This window comes from Pseudarthrobacter sp. 902506025 (assembly GCF_040702325.1).
GTDB lineage: Bacteria > Actinomycetota > Actinomycetes > Actinomycetales > Micrococcaceae > Arthrobacter.
Map to the genome: position 1 here is coordinate 79,420 of NZ_JBFBKW010000007.1, position 19,323 is coordinate 98,742.

19 protein-coding genes, 1 pseudogene and 1 riboswitch are annotated in these 19,323 nt (G+C 66.2%); of the genes and pseudogenes, 14 read left to right on the forward strand and 6 right to left on the reverse strand.

Annotated features, from left to right (window positions below; all coding sequences use genetic code 11):
* Nucleotides 1-29 precede the first annotated feature (29 nt).
* Together AB0280_RS13940 and AB0280_RS13945 are read right to left on the reverse strand one after the other, a co-directional pair.
* Nucleotides 30-1,469 carry a short-chain fatty acid transporter gene (locus tag AB0280_RS13940; protein WP_224024697.1) on the reverse strand — a complete coding sequence of 480 codons (1,440 nt, stop codon included), beginning with the start codon at nt 1,467-1,469 and terminating at the stop codon, nt 30-32.
* A gap of 53 nt (nt 1,470-1,522) precedes the next feature.
* Nucleotides 1,523-2,239: a CoA transferase subunit A gene (locus AB0280_RS13945; RefSeq protein ID WP_307487767.1), complete on the reverse strand. Its 717-nt coding sequence runs from the start codon at nt 2,237-2,239 to the stop codon at nt 1,523-1,525.
* A gap of 161 nt (nt 2,240-2,400) precedes the next feature.
* On the opposite strand from AB0280_RS13945, the gene AB0280_RS13950 reads away from it, so the two are divergent.
* Nucleotides 2,401-3,198, forward strand: a complete 798-nt coding sequence (locus AB0280_RS13950) for an IclR family transcriptional regulator (RefSeq protein ID WP_307487770.1) — start codon at nt 2,401-2,403, stop codon at nt 3,196-3,198.
* A gap of 90 nt (nt 3,199-3,288) precedes the next feature.
* On the opposite strand, the gene nadE is transcribed toward AB0280_RS13950, so the two are convergent.
* Nucleotides 3,289-4,143, reverse strand: a complete 855-nt coding sequence (gene nadE, locus AB0280_RS13955) for an ammonia-dependent NAD(+) synthetase (protein WP_159633581.1) — start codon at nt 4,141-4,143, stop codon at nt 3,289-3,291.
* A gap of 75 nt (nt 4,144-4,218) precedes the next feature.
* On the opposite strand from nadE, the pseudogene AB0280_RS13960 reads away from it, so the two are divergent.
* The 5 genes and pseudogenes from AB0280_RS13960 to AB0280_RS13980 form a co-directional block, all read left to right on the forward strand.
* Nucleotides 4,219-5,478: pseudogene (locus AB0280_RS13960) on the forward strand (FAD-dependent oxidoreductase); the annotation flags it as partial.
* Between the two features lie 48 nt (nt 5,479-5,526).
* Nucleotides 5,527-6,111: an orotate phosphoribosyltransferase gene (pyrE, locus tag AB0280_RS13965; RefSeq protein ID WP_200830744.1), complete on the forward strand. Its 585-nt coding sequence runs from the start codon at nt 5,527-5,529 to the stop codon at nt 6,109-6,111.
* A gap of 145 nt (nt 6,112-6,256) precedes the next feature.
* Nucleotides 6,257-7,006 (forward strand): GAF and ANTAR domain-containing protein, encoded by a 750-nt coding sequence (locus tag AB0280_RS13970; protein ID WP_307487772.1) that lies wholly within the window; start codon nt 6,257-6,259, stop codon nt 7,004-7,006.
* 81 nt (nt 7,007-7,087) lie between these two features.
* Nucleotides 7,088-7,708: a hypothetical protein gene (locus tag AB0280_RS13975; RefSeq protein ID WP_307487774.1), complete on the forward strand. Its 621-nt coding sequence runs from the start codon at nt 7,088-7,090 to the stop codon at nt 7,706-7,708.
* Nucleotides 7,709-7,777: 69 nt separating this feature from the next.
* Complete coding sequence (locus AB0280_RS13980; RefSeq protein ID WP_159633569.1) at nt 7,778-8,818, forward strand: thioesterase domain-containing protein; 1,041 nt, start codon at nt 7,778-7,780, stop codon at nt 8,816-8,818.
* On the opposite strand, the gene AB0280_RS13985 is transcribed toward AB0280_RS13980, so the two are convergent.
* Nucleotides 8,815-9,651 (reverse strand): HAD-IIA family hydrolase, encoded by an 837-nt coding sequence (locus AB0280_RS13985; protein ID WP_159633566.1) that lies wholly within the window; start codon nt 9,649-9,651, stop codon nt 8,815-8,817. The two genes, AB0280_RS13980 and AB0280_RS13985, sit on opposite strands and share 4 nt — an antisense overlap.
* Before the next feature lie 71 nt (nt 9,652-9,722).
* Here AB0280_RS13985 and AB0280_RS13990 point away from each other — a divergent pair, with 71 nt between their 5' ends.
* The 3 genes from AB0280_RS13990 (at nt 9,723) to AB0280_RS14000 (ending at nt 11,947) form a co-directional block, all read left to right on the forward strand.
* A complete protein-coding gene (locus tag AB0280_RS13990) occupies nt 9,723-10,379 on the forward strand; it encodes a TrmH family RNA methyltransferase (RefSeq protein ID WP_236560896.1) in 657 nt (218 codons plus the stop codon).
* Nucleotides 10,380-10,501: 122 nt separating this feature from the next.
* Nucleotides 10,502-11,521 (forward strand): class II fructose-bisphosphate aldolase, encoded by a 1,020-nt coding sequence (gene fbaA / locus AB0280_RS13995; RefSeq protein WP_141158310.1) that lies wholly within the window; start codon nt 10,502-10,504, stop codon nt 11,519-11,521.
* Nucleotides 11,522-11,947: a DUF3151 domain-containing protein gene (locus AB0280_RS14000; RefSeq protein ID WP_224024709.1), complete on the forward strand. Its 426-nt coding sequence runs from the start codon at nt 11,522-11,524 to the stop codon at nt 11,945-11,947.
* Nucleotides 11,948-12,017: 70 nt separating this feature from the next.
* Here AB0280_RS14000 and AB0280_RS14005 read toward each other — a convergent pair whose 3' ends face one another.
* Together AB0280_RS14005 and AB0280_RS14010 are read right to left on the reverse strand one after the other, a co-directional pair.
* Nucleotides 12,018-12,647, reverse strand: a complete 630-nt coding sequence (locus AB0280_RS14005; RefSeq protein WP_275180994.1) for a uracil-DNA glycosylase — start codon at nt 12,645-12,647, stop codon at nt 12,018-12,020.
* Between the two features lie 211 nt (nt 12,648-12,858).
* Nucleotides 12,859-14,067: a cobalamin-independent methionine synthase II family protein gene (locus tag AB0280_RS14010; RefSeq protein WP_366367555.1), complete on the reverse strand. Its 1,209-nt coding sequence runs from the start codon at nt 14,065-14,067 to the stop codon at nt 12,859-12,861.
* A 13-nt stretch (nt 14,068-14,080) separates the two neighbouring features.
* A riboswitch (SAM riboswitch) is annotated at nt 14,081-14,185 on the reverse strand.
* Between the two features lie 229 nt (nt 14,186-14,414).
* On the opposite strand from AB0280_RS14010, the gene AB0280_RS14015 reads away from it, so the two are divergent.
* From AB0280_RS14015 to AB0280_RS14035, 5 genes are all read left to right on the forward strand, one after another.
* Nucleotides 14,415-15,479 (forward strand): M14 family zinc carboxypeptidase, encoded by a 1,065-nt coding sequence (locus AB0280_RS14015; RefSeq protein ID WP_366367557.1) that lies wholly within the window; start codon nt 14,415-14,417, stop codon nt 15,477-15,479.
* A gap of 196 nt (nt 15,480-15,675) precedes the next feature.
* On the forward strand, nt 15,676-16,965 hold the full coding sequence (locus tag AB0280_RS14020; RefSeq protein ID WP_175319083.1) for an adenylosuccinate synthase: 1,290 nt from the start codon (nt 15,676-15,678) through the stop codon (nt 16,963-16,965).
* A 178-nt stretch (nt 16,966-17,143) separates the two neighbouring features.
* Nucleotides 17,144-17,515, forward strand: a complete 372-nt coding sequence (locus AB0280_RS14025; protein ID WP_159633548.1) for a YegP family protein — start codon at nt 17,144-17,146, stop codon at nt 17,513-17,515.
* A gap of 295 nt (nt 17,516-17,810) precedes the next feature.
* Entirely contained in the window at nt 17,811-18,362 is a 552-nt protein-coding gene (locus AB0280_RS14030; RefSeq protein WP_364399031.1) for an RNA polymerase sigma factor, read from the forward strand.
* Nucleotides 18,359-19,300 carry a hypothetical protein gene (locus AB0280_RS14035; protein WP_307487785.1) on the forward strand — a complete coding sequence of 314 codons (942 nt, stop codon included), beginning with the start codon at nt 18,359-18,361 and terminating at the stop codon, nt 19,298-19,300. Before AB0280_RS14030 ends, AB0280_RS14035 begins: the two co-directional genes overlap by 4 nt.
* Nucleotides 19,301-19,323: the final 23 nt, after the last annotated feature.

A 19,323-nucleotide genomic window follows, 5' to 3' on the forward strand; every position in this document is an offset into this window, starting at 1 on the left:
TCCTTGGTCTTGTAGCTGTTCCCGTTGACTTAGTTGGGTATTACCGGCGGCACGAACTCGAACGTCATGCCCAGCAGCCACGCGAGCAGCAGCACCACCGGCAGGTGGAACAGGAACTGCTGGAACGTGAAGCCCACCAGGTCCCGGGCCCGCAGGCCCAGCACCGCGAGCAGCGGGAGCATGAAGAACGGGTTGACGAGGTTGGGCAGGGCCTCGGCCATGTTGTAGATCTGCACGGTCCAGCCAAGGTTCATGTTCACGTCCGTGGCGGACTGCATGACGTAGGGCGCCTCCACCAGCCACTTTCCGCCGCCGGACGGGACGAACATGCCCAGGATGGCCGTATAGATGGCGATGATGACGGCGAATGCCCCGTTGCCGCCGATGCTGGTGAAGAAGTGTGCCAGGTGTTCGGACACCGACAGGCCACCGGCCCCCTGGGCCTTGGTGAGGATGGCGGCCATCGCTGCATACAGCGGAAACTGCACCAGGATTCCTGCCGTGGCGGGTACGGCCTTGGTGACCGACTGCAGGAATTTGCGCGGGGTGCCGTGCAGCACCAGCCCCAGCATCAGGAAGACCAGCAGGTATCCGTTGAGTGAACTGACCACGCTGAGGATGGGCAGGGTCAGCAGCTGGGACACCAGCCAGCCCAAGGTCAGCACGCCGGCCAGGATGGGCAGGACCCTGCTGTATTCCAGCCATTCGCCGGGCCGGGACTTTTCGGCCGGCGGTTCGGGCTGGTCATCAAGGTCGACGCCGAGATCGGCCGCCGTCTTCACGCCGGCTCCCGTCGGGGCCGAGAAGTGCGCGATGACCGTGGTCAGCAGCATCAGGATGGCCAGGGTCAGCAGGGACTGCCAGGTGAAAATGGTGGTCCCGAAATCCAGGACGCCGGTGATCTTCAGCAGCGCCGGCGGAATGGAGGCCTTGGTTGCCTGTAGCTGGGCGGCGGAGGAGGACATGCCCAGGGCCCAGACGGCACCCAGCCCCATGAAGGCCGCGGCGCCCAGTGCCCGGTAGTCCACGTGCAGGTCCTTGCGCCGGGCCACGGCCCGCGCCAGGAGGCCGCCGAAGATCAGGCTCAGGCCCCAGTTCACGAACGAGACGGACATGGACAGGACCGCCACGAAGCTGACGGCGGAGCGGGCGGAGCCGGGAACCTGGGCCAGCCGCTCAATCAGCCTGGCCACGGGCGGCGAGGTTGCCACGACGTAGCCGGTCAGTACCACCATGGCCATCTGCAAAGTGAAGGCCGTGAGGTCCCAGAACCCGTTGCCGAACGAATCGACCACAGCCTTGGGTGAGGCGCCGATGGCCAGGGCCGCGATGGCCACCAGCAGCACGCCCGCCAGGGCAAAGATATAGGCGTCCGGGAACCACTTCTGCGTCCACCCGGCCAGCGTTTCCGCCATCCGGGCCAAACCCTTCTGGCGGACGTCCTGGTGGGTGGTCTGCGTGCTGGTCATGAGGGTGTTTCTCTCCATTGAGTGCTGTGTTTCAGGGGCTGGCGTGGGTTCGGTCAGGCCGGGACAAGGCCGGTGCGCTGCCGGACCGTGCGCTGCTCGATGTCCTTGACCCGGTCCGTGGCCTGCACCAGCCGCTGGACAAAGACGCCCGGAGTGGCGATGTGGTTCGGGTCCAGGACGCCGGGCTCCACGATCACTTCCGCCTCGGCAACGGTCAGGATCCCGGCGGTGGCCACCACCGGGTTGAAGTTGCGGGCCGTGTAGCGGTAGACGAGGTTGCCATCCGTGTCCGCGGTGTGGGCGTGGACCAGTGCGACGTCGGCGCGGATGGCCCGCTCCTGGACGTACGTTGCACCATCGAAGACCTCGTGCGGCTTGCCTTCGGCCACCAGGGTGCCCACCCCGGTCTTGGTGTAGAAAGCCGGGATTCCGGCGCCGCCGGCGCGGAGGCGCTCAGCCAGGGTGCCCTGCGGGGTGAACTCCACCTCCAGCTTGCCGGCGAGGTACTGCTCGGCGAACAGCTTGTTTTCCCCAACGTAGGAGGCGATCACCTTGCGGACCTGGCCCGCCTCGATGAGGATGCCCAGCCCCTTGCTGTCCACGCCCATGTTGTTGGAAACCACGGTGAGGTCCCGCACGCCGGAATCCCGGACGGCTTCGATGAGGTCGGCCGGGATGCCGCTCAAGCCGAACCCGCCGACGGCGAGGGTGATGCCGTCCTGCAGGGACCCTTCCAGGGCCGTGGCGGCAGAAGCCTGGAGTTTCTTCATGACGTCTCCTCGTTGAGCGCGGTAGTCCACTTAGTGGACGCTTGGGATCTGAGTTTGGAGACTACGGGCGCCCGGCAGAACGTGTCAAGAATCACTCGTTTGTGCCTTACAGTATGGACAGTAGGGCGAAAAGCATCCATATTGTGGACAAAGGGGAAGTGATGGCATCGACGCCGGTGCAGGGTGCCCAGGTGGTGGCACGGATCGCCGAACTGCTGCGGCTGGTGGGCCGCGGCGCGGAGGGGATGCCCCTCGCGGCCCTGGTCCGGGAATCAGGCCTCACGCGCCCAACGGCCCACAGGCTCCTGACATCGCTCGCCGCGGAGGGCTTGCTGGACCATGATCCCGTCACGGGCAATTGGGTCCTGGGTCCGGAAATTCTCCTGATGGGATCGGTGGCCTCGGCACGGTTTCCCATGGAGGACATCGCCCGGCCCAGCCTGCGCCGGCTGGCCCAGGCCACGGGGGAGAGCGCCTTCTTCTCCATCCGCCGGGGCAATGAGACGGTGTGCCTCCTGCGGGAGGAGGGCAGCTTCCCTGTCCGGTCTTTTGTCCTGCATGAGGGCGTCCGCTTCCCGCTGGGCGTCGCGTCAGCCGGGACAGCCATCCTGGCCTTCCTGCCAACGAATGAGCAGGAAGAGTTGCTGGGCCGGTGGCCGGAGCATGCGGGGGCCTTCGCGGTGAACCACACGGCTGACCTGGTCCGGAAGAACCTTGCCCGCACCAGGCTGGCCGGCTACTCGGTGAACCCGGGGCTGGTCCTGGAGGGAAGCTGGGGGATGGGCGCGGCGGTGTTCGACCGTTCAGGACGGCCGGCCTGGGCGTTGTCACTGACCGGCATTGAACCGCGGTTCAAGGCCGAACGGCAGGAGGAGCTGGGTGGCCTGCTGATGGCGGAGGCCCACAGGATTACACAGCAGCTGGGCGGACGCGCCGACGGCGGGCGCCGGGCCCGCTGAGCCGCCACGGCTGTGCCGGGATACGACGACGGCGGGTCCACCTGTCCGGTGACACCCGCCGTCGTACCCCAAAGGGTGGGGAATTCCTGCCTAGAGCCCGGCGCGGGGCTCCACGGGCCCTTCGCCCTTCCACCACGTGTCAAAGATGGTCACCGGCACGGTGCGCTTGTGGCGGGTCCGGAGGTACTTCTGCTCGATGGATTCGGCCACCGCGTCCGGCACCTCGCGGCCTTCGAGGTAGTCGTCGATCTGGTCGTAGCTGATGCCCAGTTCGTCCTCGTCGGTGCGGCCCGGCCGGTCGTCGAGCAGGTCCGCCGTGGGCACCTTTTCCCACACGCGCGCTGGTGCACCCAGTTCCGCCAGGAGGGCCCGGTTCTGCCGCTTGTTGAGGCCGAACAGGGGAAGGATGTCAGCCCCGCCGTCGCCGTACTTGGTGAAGAAGCCCGTGACGGACTCCGCGCCATGGTCGGTGCCGAGCACCAGGTAGTTGAACTCGCCGGCCAGCGCATACTGGGCGATCATCCGGGTGCGGGCCTTGGTGTTTCCCTTGTGGAAGTCGGAGATCTCCGAGCCCACGGTCTTCTCGAACTCGTCCTCGAAGCCATCCACCGCCGCCGAGATGTTGAACGTCCATTCGGTCTTGGCCTTGATGAAGTCCAGCGCCGCCTGGGCGTCTTCCTCATCGTGCTGCACGCCGTAGGGCAGGCGGACTGCAACGAAGTTGGCCTCTACGCCCTCGGCCTCAAGCTCATCAACCGCCAGCTGGGCCAGTCTTCCGGCGAGCGAGGAATCAAGTCCGCCGGAGATGCCCAGGACAAAGCCTTTGGTGTGGGTGGCCTTCAAGTATTCCTTGAGGAATGTGACGCGTTTGCGCACCTCCCCTGCGGGGTCGATCCGGGGCTGCACGCCCATTTCTTCAATGATCTTGGCCTGGAGTTCGCGCATGGTGTCCAGCCTAGCCAGCGCTGTCAACAACCCTCAACTGTTCCGGGCAGGCCCTGGGCGGCGTAGCTTAGGTGCATGGAGCGGACGGGATGCGCCGTGGTGGGCGGGGGCCCTGCAGGAATGATGCTGGGGCTGCTGCTGGCACGGGCAGGAGTGCATGTGGCAGTCCTGGAAAAGCACCGTGATTTCCTGCGGGATTTCCGTGGCGACACCGTGCATGCGTCCACCATCCGGCTGATCGACGAACTGGGCCTGGGCGCCGGATTCCGGGCCCTCCCGCAGAGCAGGCTGAGCAACGTCGCTGTCCCGGTCCCCGGCAGCGGGCTGGTCACGCTGGCGGCTTTTGACTCCCTGAAGCCCCCGTACAACTACGTGGCCATGATGCCCCAGTGGGACTTCCTGGATTTCCTCGCCTCGGCCGCCGCCGCGGAACCGACGTTCACCCTGCTCATGGAAACGGAAGCCACCGGCCTGGAGTTCGACGGCGGACGCGTCACCGGAGTGCGCTTCCGGTCCACCGCCGGCGGCGCGGAGGGCCCGGAGCAGGTGCTGCACGCCGACGTCGTAGTGGCCGCGGACGGCAGGCATTCAGTGCTGCGACAGGCGGCCGGGATGCGGGCGAAGGAGTACCCGGTGCCCTTTGACACCTGGTGGTTCAAAATCCCGCGCCGCGCCGCCGAGCGCGGCGAAGTCGCCGGGGTGGTCCCCGCCCTGGGGGACCGCGATGCCCTGATCGCCCTCAACCGCACCGACTACTACCAGATGGGATACCTGGCCCCCAAGGGCTCGGATGCCAAAATCCGGGAAGACGGCGTGGAACACTTCCGCCAGCGGGTGGCAGCGCTGCGCCCCGACCTCGCCGACCGCGTTGATTCCATCCGCAGCCTGGCGGACCTGCACTGGCTGGACGTCAGGCTGAACCGGCTGCGGCGCTGGTACGTCGACGGTTTTCTCTGCATTGGGGACGCCGCGCACGCGATGTCCCCCGCGGGCGGGGTGGGCATCAACCTGGCCATCCAGGACGCGGTGGCAGCCGCGGAACGCCTGGCCCCTGATTTGCGCCAAGGGCGCGTGCGGACCAGGACCCTTGCTTCGATCCAGCGCCGCCGCCGCATGCCCACGGTGCTGGTCCAGGCGGTGCAGCGGGTCATGCACCGGGTGGTGTTCGTTCCGCTCTTCGCGGGCACACTGTCCGGCGACATGCTGGCCCGGGTGGGGGACCGGAAGCCGTTCTCCATCCAGCGCCTGCTTTTCTTCATCCTCCGCCACAACCCCGTGGTCAAGCGTGTCCTGCCCCGGGTCATTGCGATCGGGCCGCGCCCCGAGCACGCGCCCGGCTTCGCCCGCCCGCTCACCGTCCCGCCACCCACTAAACTTGGGGCCATGACTTCGCCCACTGACACTGCGGTAGACACCGCGGCTGCCCGCGCCCGACTGCTCGAACTGATCAAGGAACTTGCCGTGGTCCGCGGCAAGGTGATCCTCTCCAGCGGAGCCGAGGCCGATTACTACATCGACCTGCGCCGCATCACCCTGCACCATGAGGCGTCAAAGCTGGTGGGCCAGGTAATGCTGGCACTGGCGGACGACGCCGGCATCGACTTCGAGTGCGCCGGCGGGCTCACCATGGGTGCCGACCCCGTTGGCACTGCAGTGATGCACGCTGCCGCTGACGCCGGCCGGACAGTTGACGCGTTCGTGGTCCGGAAGGCCCAGAAGTCCTACGGCATGGGCCGCCAGGTGGAAGGGCCGTCCGTTGAGGGCCGCAAGGTGCTGGTCCTGGAAGACACGTCCACCACAGGCGGCTCCGCGCTGACCGCAGTGGAAGGCGTCCGGAAAGCCGGCGGCAACGTCGTGGCAGTGGCCGTGATCGTGGACCGCGATACCGGCGCCAAGGAAAAGATCGAAGCCGAAACCGGCGTTCCCTACCTGTTCGCATTCGGCAAGGACGAGCTGGGCCTGGACTAGTCCCGTGACGGGGCCGGCCCCGGCGGCCGGCTCCGGGACACCTGGGGGACCGGTGTTGGCCCGCCGCTGGTGGCTGATTTATTATTTGCGTTAACACCTTTCAGTTGCTTGGAGATCCTGTATTTTGCTCCCCCCACAACAGCCTTTGAGCGCGACGGACCAAGTCCAGAACCTCATCCTGGAAAGCGCCGATTTCGAGGACTTCCTCAACGAGTTGGCACGCTTCTCCGCGCACCAGATGGCAGGCGACGGCGACGACGCCCTGTGCGGCATCACGCTGCTCCGCGACCGCAAGGCAGCCACCATCGGCTGGAGCAGCGAAACGGCGCGGGAAGTGGATGAAATCCAGTATTCCCTCGCCCAGGGTCCGTGCTTGTCCGCGGCGCAGGAAGAGCGCGAAGTCTACGTACCGGACCTCTTGCAGGAGGACCGGTGGGGGCCGGACTATGCGGCTGCCGTTGCCTCCCACGGGTTGCGTTCGGTGCTGTCGCTGCCGTTCAACCTGCAGGGGGAGGCCAAGGCCGCGCTGAACCTTTACTCCGACGCCCCGCGCAAGTTTGACGGCCGGGCGGCGGACAGGGCGCGGGACTTCACCCGGGAAATTTCCGAAGCACTCCGGCTGGCTGTCCGGTTCTCGCTGCACGCAGACAGTGCGACGAACCTGCGGGCCACGCTGGAGTCGAGGACCATCATCGATATCGCCATCGGCATCGTCATGGCGCAGAACCGGTGCAGCCAGGAAGCGGCCGTCGAAATCCTCACCGAGGCGTCCAGCAACAGCAACACCAAACTCCGGGACATCGCCAAGTCGCTGGTGGATTCGGTGGGCGGCACCGCCGGAGCGCGTACCCACTACCAGGAACCGGGCAAAGTCGGCCAGGGTCGGCGGGCCTGAAGGCAGGTTGTGCGGAGGCCCGGTGAGGGTTACGCTAGCGGAGGTTGAGCCGTCGGCCATAGAACCTCTTTTGGAGTACCTATGGACCGCGCGCTAGACGCACTCGTTAACCTTGATGTCCCCGCGGACATCGTCCGGATTGAAGTCCGGGGAGCCCTTCACCACGATTCCCGTGCTGAACTGGTCCACATCATCCGCCGCGTCCGGAGGATGGGCATCCGCTGCCGTATCTGCGTCGATCTCTCGCAGGCTGAACTTGTCGAATCATCCGCGCTGGCAGGTCTCCGCGGCGACCTCAACGCCATGGACACCACGTCCCTGCCGGGCGTCCCCTCCGCCGGGGTGTCCCTTCAGCTCACCCCCGCGGCGCACGACTGGGCACAATGGGACGCCTCCAGCCTCCGCCCGCTCCTGGTGGATGATGACATCAGGGAGCTTTTCCCCGGCGGTGAGTTCGCAGGTGAGTACCCCCAGTTGCCGGTGATGTGGATCGAAGGGCTGTATGGCCGTCCGCTGACGGAATACACGGAGCAGGAACTGCTGCACGCCAGCGACTCCGCTTTTGCCCTGCTGGATAACCCGGACGCCACCGACGGCGCTGACCTGCTGGGCCGCTATAACGACATTGGCCTGGAGATCCTTCGCCGCCAGCAGGAACCGCAGGCGCCCTTCCCGGCCACGGAGGGGCAGGCCGCCAGTTGACGCTCAGCGTCACCGAACGTTAACATCCGCGGTTGCCGTGGTGACTTTCCCGGGGCTTACGGTAGGAGTGTGCCGTATGAGGGGGAAGTTAATCCACAGAGCCGGCGAGGGGTCTCCGATGCCCGGCTGCTGGCGGAAGCGGCTGCCCTCAAACGCTTTTCGCGGCGTACGTTCCTGGCCGGGGCCGGCGCCTCCGGGCTGCTGGCGGCGGACATGCTGATGACCCGTGAAGTGCAGTCGCAGCGCCGGACTACCAGGATCCTGACCATTGCGGACGACTTCGCCGATGCCTACTACCCGGACGCAAGCTGGTTCCTGTTCCCCGGGTACAAGACCAGCTGGGAAGAAGCGCAGTGGATCCTGAACACGCTCAGGGGCGCACTGAACAAGCGCGCCCGGCTCGCCGCCGTCGGATATTCCAACCTGGGGCTCAACATCACTGAGGTGGTCAACGCGATCACCGACTACATCACTGCCGAGAAGATCACCAAGCTCTTCTTTTACGGGCACAGCTTCGGCGGCATGCTCGCCACCCAGGTGGCGGCCCGGCTCCTGGCCCTGCAGGGCGTCCAGGTGCAGTTCATCCTCCTGGACTCCAGCCCCTACAGCGCCCATGACGTCCTGGACCAAAGCTGGTTCGACGGCGTGGTGTTCCTCTACGAGAGCGGCGTCAGGTTCCCCTCCACCCTGCGCGGCGGGTATGAACTGGGGGAGCGGATCATCCACAAGGACGAACGGAGCTGGCGCCAGATCCTGAACCAGACGCTGGAGCAGCTCTCACCCATTGCCCCGTCCAACGTCCTGGTCCAAACGGAGTCCGCCTACATCTACCACTTCGAGGGAAGCCAGTTCGCCGGCCACCTCGGAACAGCCAAGATGGCCTATATCGGCAACCCCAAAGACGGCACTGTTGACTATGAGACCGCGGCCGAAACCTGGGCGGTGGTGTTCAAGGACAACATGGTCTCCAGCAACCTGCAGACCACGGGTGCGGCGCCCGCCCACGCCAGCCCCGGCTGGAACCCGCAGATCTACCGGCCCCTGGTCACGGAACTGCTGGACGAGTACTTCCCGCTGCCCCGGGGCGGCTCCCGGGTCAGCATCTTCTAGATCTGGTTCTTCAGGTCCGCCACCGAATTCAGCACCTGGTTGGGCCGGAAGGGGTACGCGGCGATGTCGTCCTTGTGCGTGATGCCGCTGAGGACCAGGACGGTGTGCAGGCCTGCCTCCATGCCGGCGATGATGTCCGTGTCCATCCGGTCACCGATCATGGCGGTGGTCTCGGAGTGTGCATCGATCTGGTTCATGGCCGACCGGAACATCATGGGGTTCGGCTTGCCCACAATGTACGGTTCGCGGCCGGTGGCCTTGGTGATCAGGGCCGCGATGGCACCCGTGGCCGGCATGGGGCCGTCCTTGGAGGGGCCGGTGGCATCCGGGTTGGTGGCGATGAACCGCGCACCGGCCAGGATCAGGCGGATGGCCGTGGTGATTGCCTCAAAAGAGTACGTGCGCGTCTCGCCGAGGACCACGAAGTCCGGGCTCTGGTCGGTGAGGATGAAGCCGGCCTCGTGCAGCGCCGTCGTCAGCCCTGCTTCGCCGATGGTGTAGGCGCGGTTGCCCGATTCCGAGCCACCGGCAGACACCTGGTCCTTCAGGAACTGGGCGGTGGCCAGGGCGGAGGTCCAAATGTTCTCCTCGGGGATCTCCAGTCCGGAAGCGCGCAGGCGTGCGGCGAGGTCGCGGGGCGTGAAGATGGAGTTGTTGGTCAGCACGAGGAAGCGCTTTGAGGTGTCCACCCAGCGCTGGATCAGCTCAGCCGCCCCGGGGATGGGCTGGTTTTCATGGACCAGGACGCCGTCCATGTCCGTCAGCCAGCACTCAATCTCCTGGCCGCTCCGGTATACCGCCGGGTTGCCTGCTACCTGGTCCTCGTCTGCCATGCCCTGCCTCCGCCTGTGATGATTGCCCGAAGAGTCCAGTCTAGTGTTGAAGGGTGAACCAAACGCCCGGCATGACAGACGAACCCGACCACCAGCCCGGGGAGGCCGGACCCGCAAAGGCGGAGGTCGGCGTCGGGCCCTGGGAAGGGGAACTGCCGGAAGGCGACCACTGGGACCCTGACCTGCTGGCGGACGGCGACCGGCGCAACGTCCTGGACAAATACCGCTACTGGAAGCACGAGGCGATCGTCGCGGAGCTGGACTCCCGGCGGCACAACTTCCACGTGGCCATTGAAAACTGGCAGCACGACCTGAACATCGGCACCGTGGTGCGCACCGCCAACGCCTTCCTCGCCAAGGAAGTACACATCATCGGCCGACGGCGGTGGAACCGGCGCGGCGCCATGGTCACCGACCGCTACCAGCACGTTCGCCACCACCCCACCGTGGAGGACTTCGTCCAGTGGGCGCAGGGGGAGGGGCTGGCGATCATCGGGATCGACATCTTCCCGGACTCGGTGCCCCTGGAGACGTACGAACTGCCGCGCGACTGCGTGCTGGTGTTCGGGCAGGAGGGCCCGGGCCTGACCCCGGAAGTCCACCAGGCGGCCGCCGCCACCCTGTCCATCGAGCAGTTCGGCTCCACCCGCTCCATCAACGCCGCCTCCGCCGCGGCTATAGCCATGCACGCCTGGATCCGCCGGCACGTCTTCAACCAGCACGTGTGAGTATTACCGACAGGTGACCCGAAACACCCTGGCAGCCCGGGAATGGCTAGGATGGTGCCAAGCCGTAAGCGGTCTATTTGAGGGTCATCCACCCACAGACGAAACTCAGCAGAGGAGCCAGCATGCCCATTGCAACCCCAGAGATCTACGCCGAGATGATCGACCGCGCGAAGGCGGGCGGATTCGCCTTCCCCGCCGTCAACGTCACGTCCTCGCAGACGCTGAACGCGGCACTGCGTGGCTTCGCCGAGGCAGAGTCCGACGGCATCGTGCAGGTTTCCACCGGCGGTGCCGCCTACTGGTCAGGTGCCTCCACCAAGGACATGGTGGCCGGTTCCCTGGGCTTCGCTGCCTTCGCCCGCGAGGTGGCCAAGAACTACGGTGTCAACATCGCCCTGCACACGGACCACTGCCCCAAGGACAAGCTGGACGGCTTTGTCCTGCCGCTGCTGGAAGCGTCCGAGGCTGAAGTCAAGGCCGGCCGCAACCCGCTGTTCAACTCCCACATGTGGGACGGCTCCGCAGAGACCCTGCAGGAGAACCTGAAGATCGCCCGTGACCTGCTGGCCCGCACCGCTGCCGCCAAGATGATCCTCGAGGTGGAGATCGGCACCGTCGGCGGCGAGGAAGACGGCGTGGAGAACGCCATCAACGACAAGCTCTACACCACGGTCGAGGACGCCCTGGCCACCATCGACGCCCTCGGCGCCGGTGAAAACGGCCGCTACATCACCGCCCTGACGTTCGGCAACGTGCACGGCGTCTACAAGCCCGGCGGCGTCAAGCTGCGCCCGGAGATCCTCAAGGACATCCAGGCCCAGGTGGGTGCAAAGATCGGCAAGGACAACCCGTTCGACCTCGTGTTCCACGGCGGCTCCGGCTCCTCCGACCAGGAGATCGCCGACGCCGTTTCCTACGGCGTGATCAAGATGAACATCGACACCGACACCCAGTACGCCTACACGCGTCCGGTGGCTGACCACATGTTCAAGAACTACGACGGCGTCCTGAAGGTTGACGGCGAAGTGGGCAACAAGAAGACCTACGACCCCCGCGTCTGGGGCGCCTCCGCCGAAGCCGGCTTGGCAGCCCGCGTGGTGGAAGCCACCAAGCAGCTCGGTTCGGCCGGAAAGACCTTCTAGATGTCGGACGAGTTCCGCCGGAACCTGATGGGGCCGGAGCCCACGCTCCTGCCTGCCGAAACCGAGGTGCACGGGCAGTTGGAGGCCGGCCACGAGGCATTGGACCTGGTGGCCAAGCACCCCACGTCCTCGCTGCTCTGGGCTGTGCTCGCCGAAGAAGCATGGGCGGAGGGCCGGATCATCGATTCCTACGCCTACTCCCGCGTCGGCTACCACCGCGGCCTGGACTCGCTGCGCCGCAACGGCTGGCGCGGCGTCGGGCCCATCCCGTGGGAGCACGAGCCCAACCGCGGATTCCTGCGGGCCCTCTATTCCCTGGGCAGGGCTTCCTCTGCCATCGGCGAGGCTGACGAGCCGGAGCGGATCGAAAAGTTCCTCAACGACTCGGACCCCACGGCGAAGGCAGCGATCGAGGGCAAGTTTTAGTCCTTTGCGCTTAAACAACGACGGCGGGTGGTTACCTTTCCTGGAAAGGTAACCACCCGCCGTCGGTCGCTTAAGGCTTGGCGATGCCGGTGCGTGCCATGGCGTCGGCGTAGGCCGCGCGCATGTCCTCGAGGTACTCCTCCTGGCGAGCGGGGGAACCGGCGAAGGCGCGGCCGCTCAGGGAGCGCACCTTGTAGGTCTTCAGGCCACGGCGCCACAGCAGCGGAACTTCGGTCTTCAGGAGTGCGTTGGCCAACCGGTTGGCTTCGGTTCCGTGCGCCACGATGACGGAGGCACGGGGCACCAGGGCCAGGAACTTCAGCAGCGGCTTCAGGCCTGCCTGGATCTGGTCGGGAGTGAACTTGCCGTTGGGCTCACCGGGAACGTGCCAGGGGTGGACGTTCCACGGCATCACGAACTCGGGGCGCAGGCCCAGCTTCCACTGCAGTCCCAGCATGCGGGTCGCGGCGTCCTGGTCCCCGGCCGTGATGAACCCGGACGGGTCCGCCTCGCCAATGTTGGAGAACAGGCTGATGATGCGGCATTCCTCCACGTCGTGCATGGGATCCACATAAGGGACCACGGTTCCGGGCTTGGTCTCCCGCAGGGAATCGCAGAGCTCGTTAACGGCAGCAACGCTGGGGTCGTAGCGGCGGCTCATGAGCTGTTCGTGGAATGTTTCGGGTGCCAGGGCTGTCATGAAGTGCTGGTTCTCCTGCGGGGATTGGCGTTGCTGCCGCCACGGAAACGGGCACGCGGGGGCGCGACACATCAGCGGCGGTTGATTGGGGTGGGCCGATTCCTGGTCGGCCTTACCCAGTTTAGCAAGCCCCGGGAAACGAAACGCCGGTCCCGTGCACCTGACTCAGCCAGGGCACGGAACCGGCGGGTTCCCGCGTCGCCTCTTGCAGCTACCAGAGGCGGCTGGTGGCCCGGCGGGCGCCCTCGCCGAGGGCCTCCAGCTTGGCGAAGGCGATCTGCGGGTGGACCCGGCCGCCCAGGCCGCAGTCGGTGGAGGCGATGACATTCTCACGGCCCACGACGTCGGCAAAGCGGACAATGCGGTCTGCCACCAAGTCCGGGTGTTCCACCACGTTGGTGGCGTGCGAGACGATGCCCGGGATGATCACCTTGCCCTCGGGGAGCTTGGTGTCCTCCCATACCCGCCATTCGTGTTCGTGGCGGACGTTGGCTGCCTCGAAGGAGTAGGCGCCGGCGTTCACCTGCAGCACCGATCCGATGATGTCGGCGAAGGGGATGTCCGTGGTGTGCGGACCGTGCCAGGAACCCCAGCAGACGTGCAGCCGGATCTGTTCCTGGGGCAGGTCGCGGAGGGCCCAGTTGGTGGCCTCGACGCGCAGCTGGATGAACTTCAGGTAGTCCTCCAGGCTGGGCTCGGGATTGATCTGGTCCCAGCTCTCGGCCAGGGACGGATCATCGAGCTGCACGGTGAGGCCGGCATCGATGATCGCCTTGTACTCCTCCCGCATGGCATCGGCGCAGGCGTAGACAAGTTCCTCATCCGACTTGTAGTACTCGTTGGCCACGCGGGCGCAGGAGCCGGGGGAGAGGGATGCTACGAAGCCGTCCGACAACCCGGCGGCTGCGAGGCCGGTCTTCAGGTTCCTGATGTCCGATGCCACCAGGTCCTGGCCCGTGTAGGTCAGGGGTCCGGCGATCTTGGGCTGGGTCACGCTCTTGCGGTGGGACAGGATGCCCGAGGAGGGGTCGTTGTAGGCCTCGTTAAACGCCTGCCGGTCGCGCCGGTCGGGGAATGAGGTCAGGACAATGTTGCCGGGCGAGGAGCGGTGCACCTGGGCATCGGCCCAGCGGTCCACGTTGGTTGGCTCCAGGCCGCCCAGCCGTGCAAAGGAGTAGTTCCACCAGGCGCCGTAGTCCACGGAGCTGGACATCGTGTGCCCGTATTCGCCGTCGTTGGGGATGTCGATGCCGAGGTCCTTCTGGCGCTGGACCACCTCCACCACGGAGGCCTCCAGGAGTTCCAGGAATTCAGGGGTGACGCCGTCGCTTTCCTTGGCTGCGTTGGCCGCGATGAGTTCGGGGGTGCGGGGCAAGGATCCCGCGTGGGTGACGCGGATGTGGTCGGTGTTCAGGGACATGCTGGAATCTTCCTTTCCATCGGTCCTGGCAGTAGCACCTTCGGCCGGCAGGAATCCTGCTGGACCGTGGTTGCTGCGGCGTCATCGAGCCAGGTCTCTCGGCCGCTCCGGATGGTTCACTCTCACATAAATCCAGATGCCTGCCCCGGGGCAAGTCTGCTCCGCTTTATGTCGCGACGGGCTGCCCGGCGGCTTTCCTGCCGTTTCCCAGCGGGCAGCAGCATACTTACAGCTTTTGTTCAGGTTATTGACAGGTTTCGTTAAGCTTGGTTGGCTGAGGTCACATGCCGCCGCCGCGACGAAGCTGGCTAACGGCACCCCGATGCACTCGAAAGAGGTAACGCACTGTGAAGAAACCCCTGGCAAATTTCAGGACCCTCGCCGTCTCCGGAGCCCTGGCGCTGGCCGTCGTAGCAGGACCTGCCCCGCTGGCACACGCTGTGGGCGAAGGCCCCACCTACGACGGCAACGGCCAGATCACCACGTCCAAGCTCGCCACGTACGAACAGATGGTCTCGTTCCTGAAGGACCAGGATGCCCGCCAGCCGGCAATGGAGCTGGAGGTCATCGGGCAGACGGTCAAGGGGCGCGACATCCACTTGGTCAAGTACATTTCGGACCCCGCCAAGCCCACCATCCTGTACCTGACCCAGCAGCACGGCAACGAGCAGCTCACCACCGAGGGCGCCATGGAGTTCATCAAGCACCTGGGGACCGGCAAATCCGCGGACATCCTCAAAGGCGTGAACATCCTGGTGGTGCCCATGCTCAATGCGGACGGCGCCATGGGCGACGTGAACTTCTCCCTGGACAATTACCTCGCAAAGGGGGACCGGCACCTCACCCGCTACAACGCCGAGGGTGTGGACCTGAACCGCGACCACGTGGCCAAGGTCCAGCCGGAGACCCAGGCGCTGCACAACAACGTCATGCGCAAATACCGGATCGACTACATGATCGACCTGCACCACCAGGGAACCCGGGCCGAGCGTGACGGCAAGCTGGTGTCGGGCTCCATCCTGTACCCCACCACCCCCAACGCCGACCCCGCCGTCGTCGAAAAATCCAAGCAGCTCGGCGCCGTGGTGTTCAACAACGTCGACTCCACCGGCTGGGGACACCTGGGCAAGTACCAGGGCGGCAGTGCCGAAACCATCAGCCGCAACGGCATCTCCGTGGAGTACGGCATCGCCACCCTGCTCTTCGAGATGCGCGGCATGTCGGACCACTATTTGGACGGCTATGCACTCGGACAGCGCAGCAACGGCTACCTGATCAAGCAGACCGTCACCACGCTGACCTCCACGGCCGCGGCCATCGCGGACGGGTCCATTGCCGACGCCGACACCTCCTTCTGGAACAGGCTCGCCGAACAGACGTCCCGGCCCGCCGGGGAGGCGGAGGACGAATAGGCGGCGGGCCACAACAGTGGACAAAGTGCCCCATCGGCTAAACTTGGGTGGTAAGAGCCCCGGAACTCTTGCTTCGCTGCGCCGTGCTGCGGCTGTGCGAAGGCCGGTATGTTCGGGGCATTCTCATGAACGGCGCTGCATGGGCCCGCCACCTGGTGGCCGGCCCGGGCAGTCCGAACGAATGGGGGAGGATCCCATGCCAGCAATTGTGATCGTAGGAGCCCAGTGGGGCGACGAAGGAAAAGGCAAGGCCACCGACCTGCTGGGCGGCCGTGTTGACTACGTCGTCAAGCCCAACGGCGGCAACAACGCCGGGCACACCGTCGTCGTAGGCGGTGAAAAGTACGAACTCAAGCTGCTGCCGGCAGGCATTCTCAGCCCCAACGCCGTTCCCATCATCGGCAACGGCTGCGTGGTGAACCTGGAGGCACTCTTCCAGGAAATCGACGGACTCCAGGCGCGCGGCGCCGACACCTCAAAACTGCGGGTCTCCGCCAACGCCCACCTGGTGGCCCCGTACCACCAGGTGCTGGACAAGGTGACCGAGCGCTTCCTGGGCAGCCGTGCCATTGGCACCACCGGCCGCGGCATCGGCCCCGCCTACATGGACAAGGTGGCCCGGCTGGGCATCCGCGTCCAGGACGTCTTCGACGAATCGATCCTGCGCCAGAAGGTGGAAGGCTCGCTGCGCCAGAAGAACGAACTCCTGGTCAAGGTCTACAACCGCCGCAGCGTTGTGGTTGACGAGATCGTGGAGTACTTCCTGTCCTTCGCCGAGCGGCTCCGCCCGCTGGTCATCGACAGCACCCTGGTCCTTAACTCGGCGCTGGACGAGGGCAAGGTAGTCCTGATGGAGGGCGGCCAGGCAACGTTCCTGGACGTGGACCACGGCACCTACCCGTTCGTGACCTCTTCCAACCCCACCGCCGGGGGCGCCTCGGTGGGTTCCGGCATCGGCCCCACCCGGATTTCGCGTTCCATCGGCATCATCAAGGCCTACACCACCCGCGTTGGTGCCGGCCCGTTCCCCACCGAACTTTTCGATGAGATGGGCATGTACCTGCAGAAGACCGGCGGCGAATTCGGCGTCAACACCGGCCGCCCGCGCCGCTGCGGCTGGTACGACGCCGTCCTGGCGCGGCACGCTTCCCGCGTGAACGGTTTCACGGACTACTTCGTCACCAAGCTGGACGTCCTGACCGGCATCGAGCAGATCCCGGTGTGCGTGGCCTACGACGTCGACGGTGTCCGGCATGACGAGATGCCCATGACGCAGACCGAGTTCCACCACGCGAAGCCGATCTTCGAGTACTTTGACGGCTGGACCGAGGACATCACGGGAGCCCGGACGCTGGCGGACCTCCCCGAGAATGCCCGCAACTACGTGCTGGCGCTGGAGAAGCTCTCCGGAACCCGGTTCTCCGCGATCGGCGTTGGCCCGGACCGCGACCAGACCATCGTGGTGAACGACCTCATCAACGACTGACGCGCCCTCCCGGAGCAGGCATGACGACGGCGGCAGGCCACCTTTCGCAGGTGGCCTGCCGCTTCTCTTTTGGTGGCGGACAGCGAATTTACACAGGCTTAACGCGCATGGTCTTGTGAGGTTTCCGGTGCCACGGCCAGACTCGTCTGTACAACCTGGTGCCCAAGGAAGGATCGTCATGGCCGGAAAATTTGAAGCATTCGTCGACGCTGATTCGTTTTTCCGGTTCCGTCTCCTGGCTCCGGACGGGGCCGTTATCGCCGTCTCCGGCCCCTTCGAGGACAAGGCCGCTGTGGCGGCAGGGATCGCCGCGGTGCGTGAATGTGCCGGCACGGGCCTGGTCACCGACCTGTGTCCCGCCGGAACCGTAGCCCGTCCCGCGGCTGAACCCGCTGCGGCTGCTGCCGCTGTTCCGGCCGGGCTGCCCGCCGCCGTCGTGCCCGTGTGCGGAGAAGAACGCGCGCCCTCCACGCGGCACGCCTTTGCGCTGGCCAATGCGCCGCGCCGGCATGCCACGGCACCCCGGTGGACCAGGGCAGCAGCCCGCTGACAGGCGGGGAAGGAAATTCTCACAAGTTTTTTTGAAAGCGCGTAACCCTTTGGGGGTCCCCGGCGATTACCCCTATGAAGTGCCGGTCTGGAACCTGTCCCCCATCACGTTCCAGGCCGGCTCTTTTGTCTTTCCGCAAGGGTGGCTGCACCCGCCTGGCCCGGCACCGGCCCTGTTGCCGGCGTCGTGGCGGTTCCGGCGGGGTGGTTACCTGAGGGTAAAGTAAGGGCAGCGTTCCGGATGTACTGAGCGCCCGCCTTGCCAACACCCTTCTTTGACGGAAAGCACTACGTCAGTGACCGATGCACAGACAGACGAGGCTCCGGACCAGCCGCTTTCCGGGACTGCCGCCTTCAGCCTTGTCTACAAGACCTACGCATCACAGGTGCTGGGCTACCTCACAGCCCGGGGAGTCGAGGATCCGGAGGCCGCCATGCAGGAAGTGTTCCTTTCCGTGCTGCCCCGCCTCCACACCGTGCACGGCGGCGAATCCGGCCTGCGGACTTTTATCTTCTCCGTTGCCCACGCCCGCATGGTGGATGACCACCGGCGGCAAAGCCGGACCCCGGTCAAGCTGCCCTTCGAGCCCGAGCTCGACCAGCGGGTAGACACCTCAGCGGAAAAGGAAGCCCTGCAGCGCATTTCGCCCCAGGAGGTCCTGACGCTGCTGGATGGTCTGCCGCAGGACCAGCGGGACGTCCTGTCGCTGCGCCTGGTGGGAGGCCTCACAGTGGAACAGACGGCCGAGACCATGGAAAAGAGCGCCGGTTCGGTGAAGCAGCTTCAGCGGCGCGCATTGTTGAAACTCCGGGAACTCGCCGCAGTGAAGGAGTACCTAGCGCCATGACACCCGCCCCGGAAAACCGCGCCGCCCTTGTTGATGACATGCTGCTGGACGCCGGCTGCCAGCTGGATGCGGACCTTCGCAACGCCCTGCTGTCGCTGGGCACCCTGGCTTCGCTGCCCGCGCCGGAACCCAGCGGTGAGCTTGCCGCACTGCTCACGGCAGGGGAACCGGGCGGGGAAGCAGCTGAACAGGCAGCTGAAGAGGTGCCGGAACAGCCCGGTGTACAGGCCACTGGACAGCCCGATGCGCTGCCTGGGGACGAACTGGCCCGCCGCCGCCGCCGGCGGCACCGCCCCACCGCGCTGGGCCTGGTGCTGGTGGCCGGGATGGGGCTGGGTGTGGGCGGGGTAGCCGCCAGCTCCAGCACTTCCGGAACCAGCCCCGTGGAGCACCTGCTGGAGGATTGGGCGCCCTGGAACGGTACAGCGGGGGAACCGTCCGCCGCCGGTTACAGCTATCGGGGCCCCCAGGTGGCTTCCGACGGGGACCTTGCCGCTGCCGGCTCACCTGCACCCGGTGGGCCCGCCGATGCCGCAAACCTTGCCTCCAGCCTCCTTCGGGATCCTGCCGGCTCCTCCCGCCACACGGGACGGGCGCACACCGGGTTCCCGCCGTGCGTCGGCCCGGTCAAACACGAGGCCGGCGCCGAAGCGTGCACGCCCGCGGCTCCCGGGACTTCTTTGCAGGGCAATGGACTTGGCAGGGGCAAGGAGAATCCCGGCGCCGCGACGGACGGGATGCCGGCAGGGCAAGGGGCTTCCGGGCCGCCGAAGGCCGGACTCCCGGCGGCCAGCACCGGGCCGTCAGCCGGGGATGCAGCCGCCGAGGCACTAAAGGCGCCGGGCTCCGCGGCCAACGCAATGCCGGGACAGGGCCAAACAGGCTCCCAGGCGGCAGGACAGGGAGCCGGGCCCAAGCCCACGTCTCCGGCGAAATAGCCGAAACACAGCAACAGCGGGCC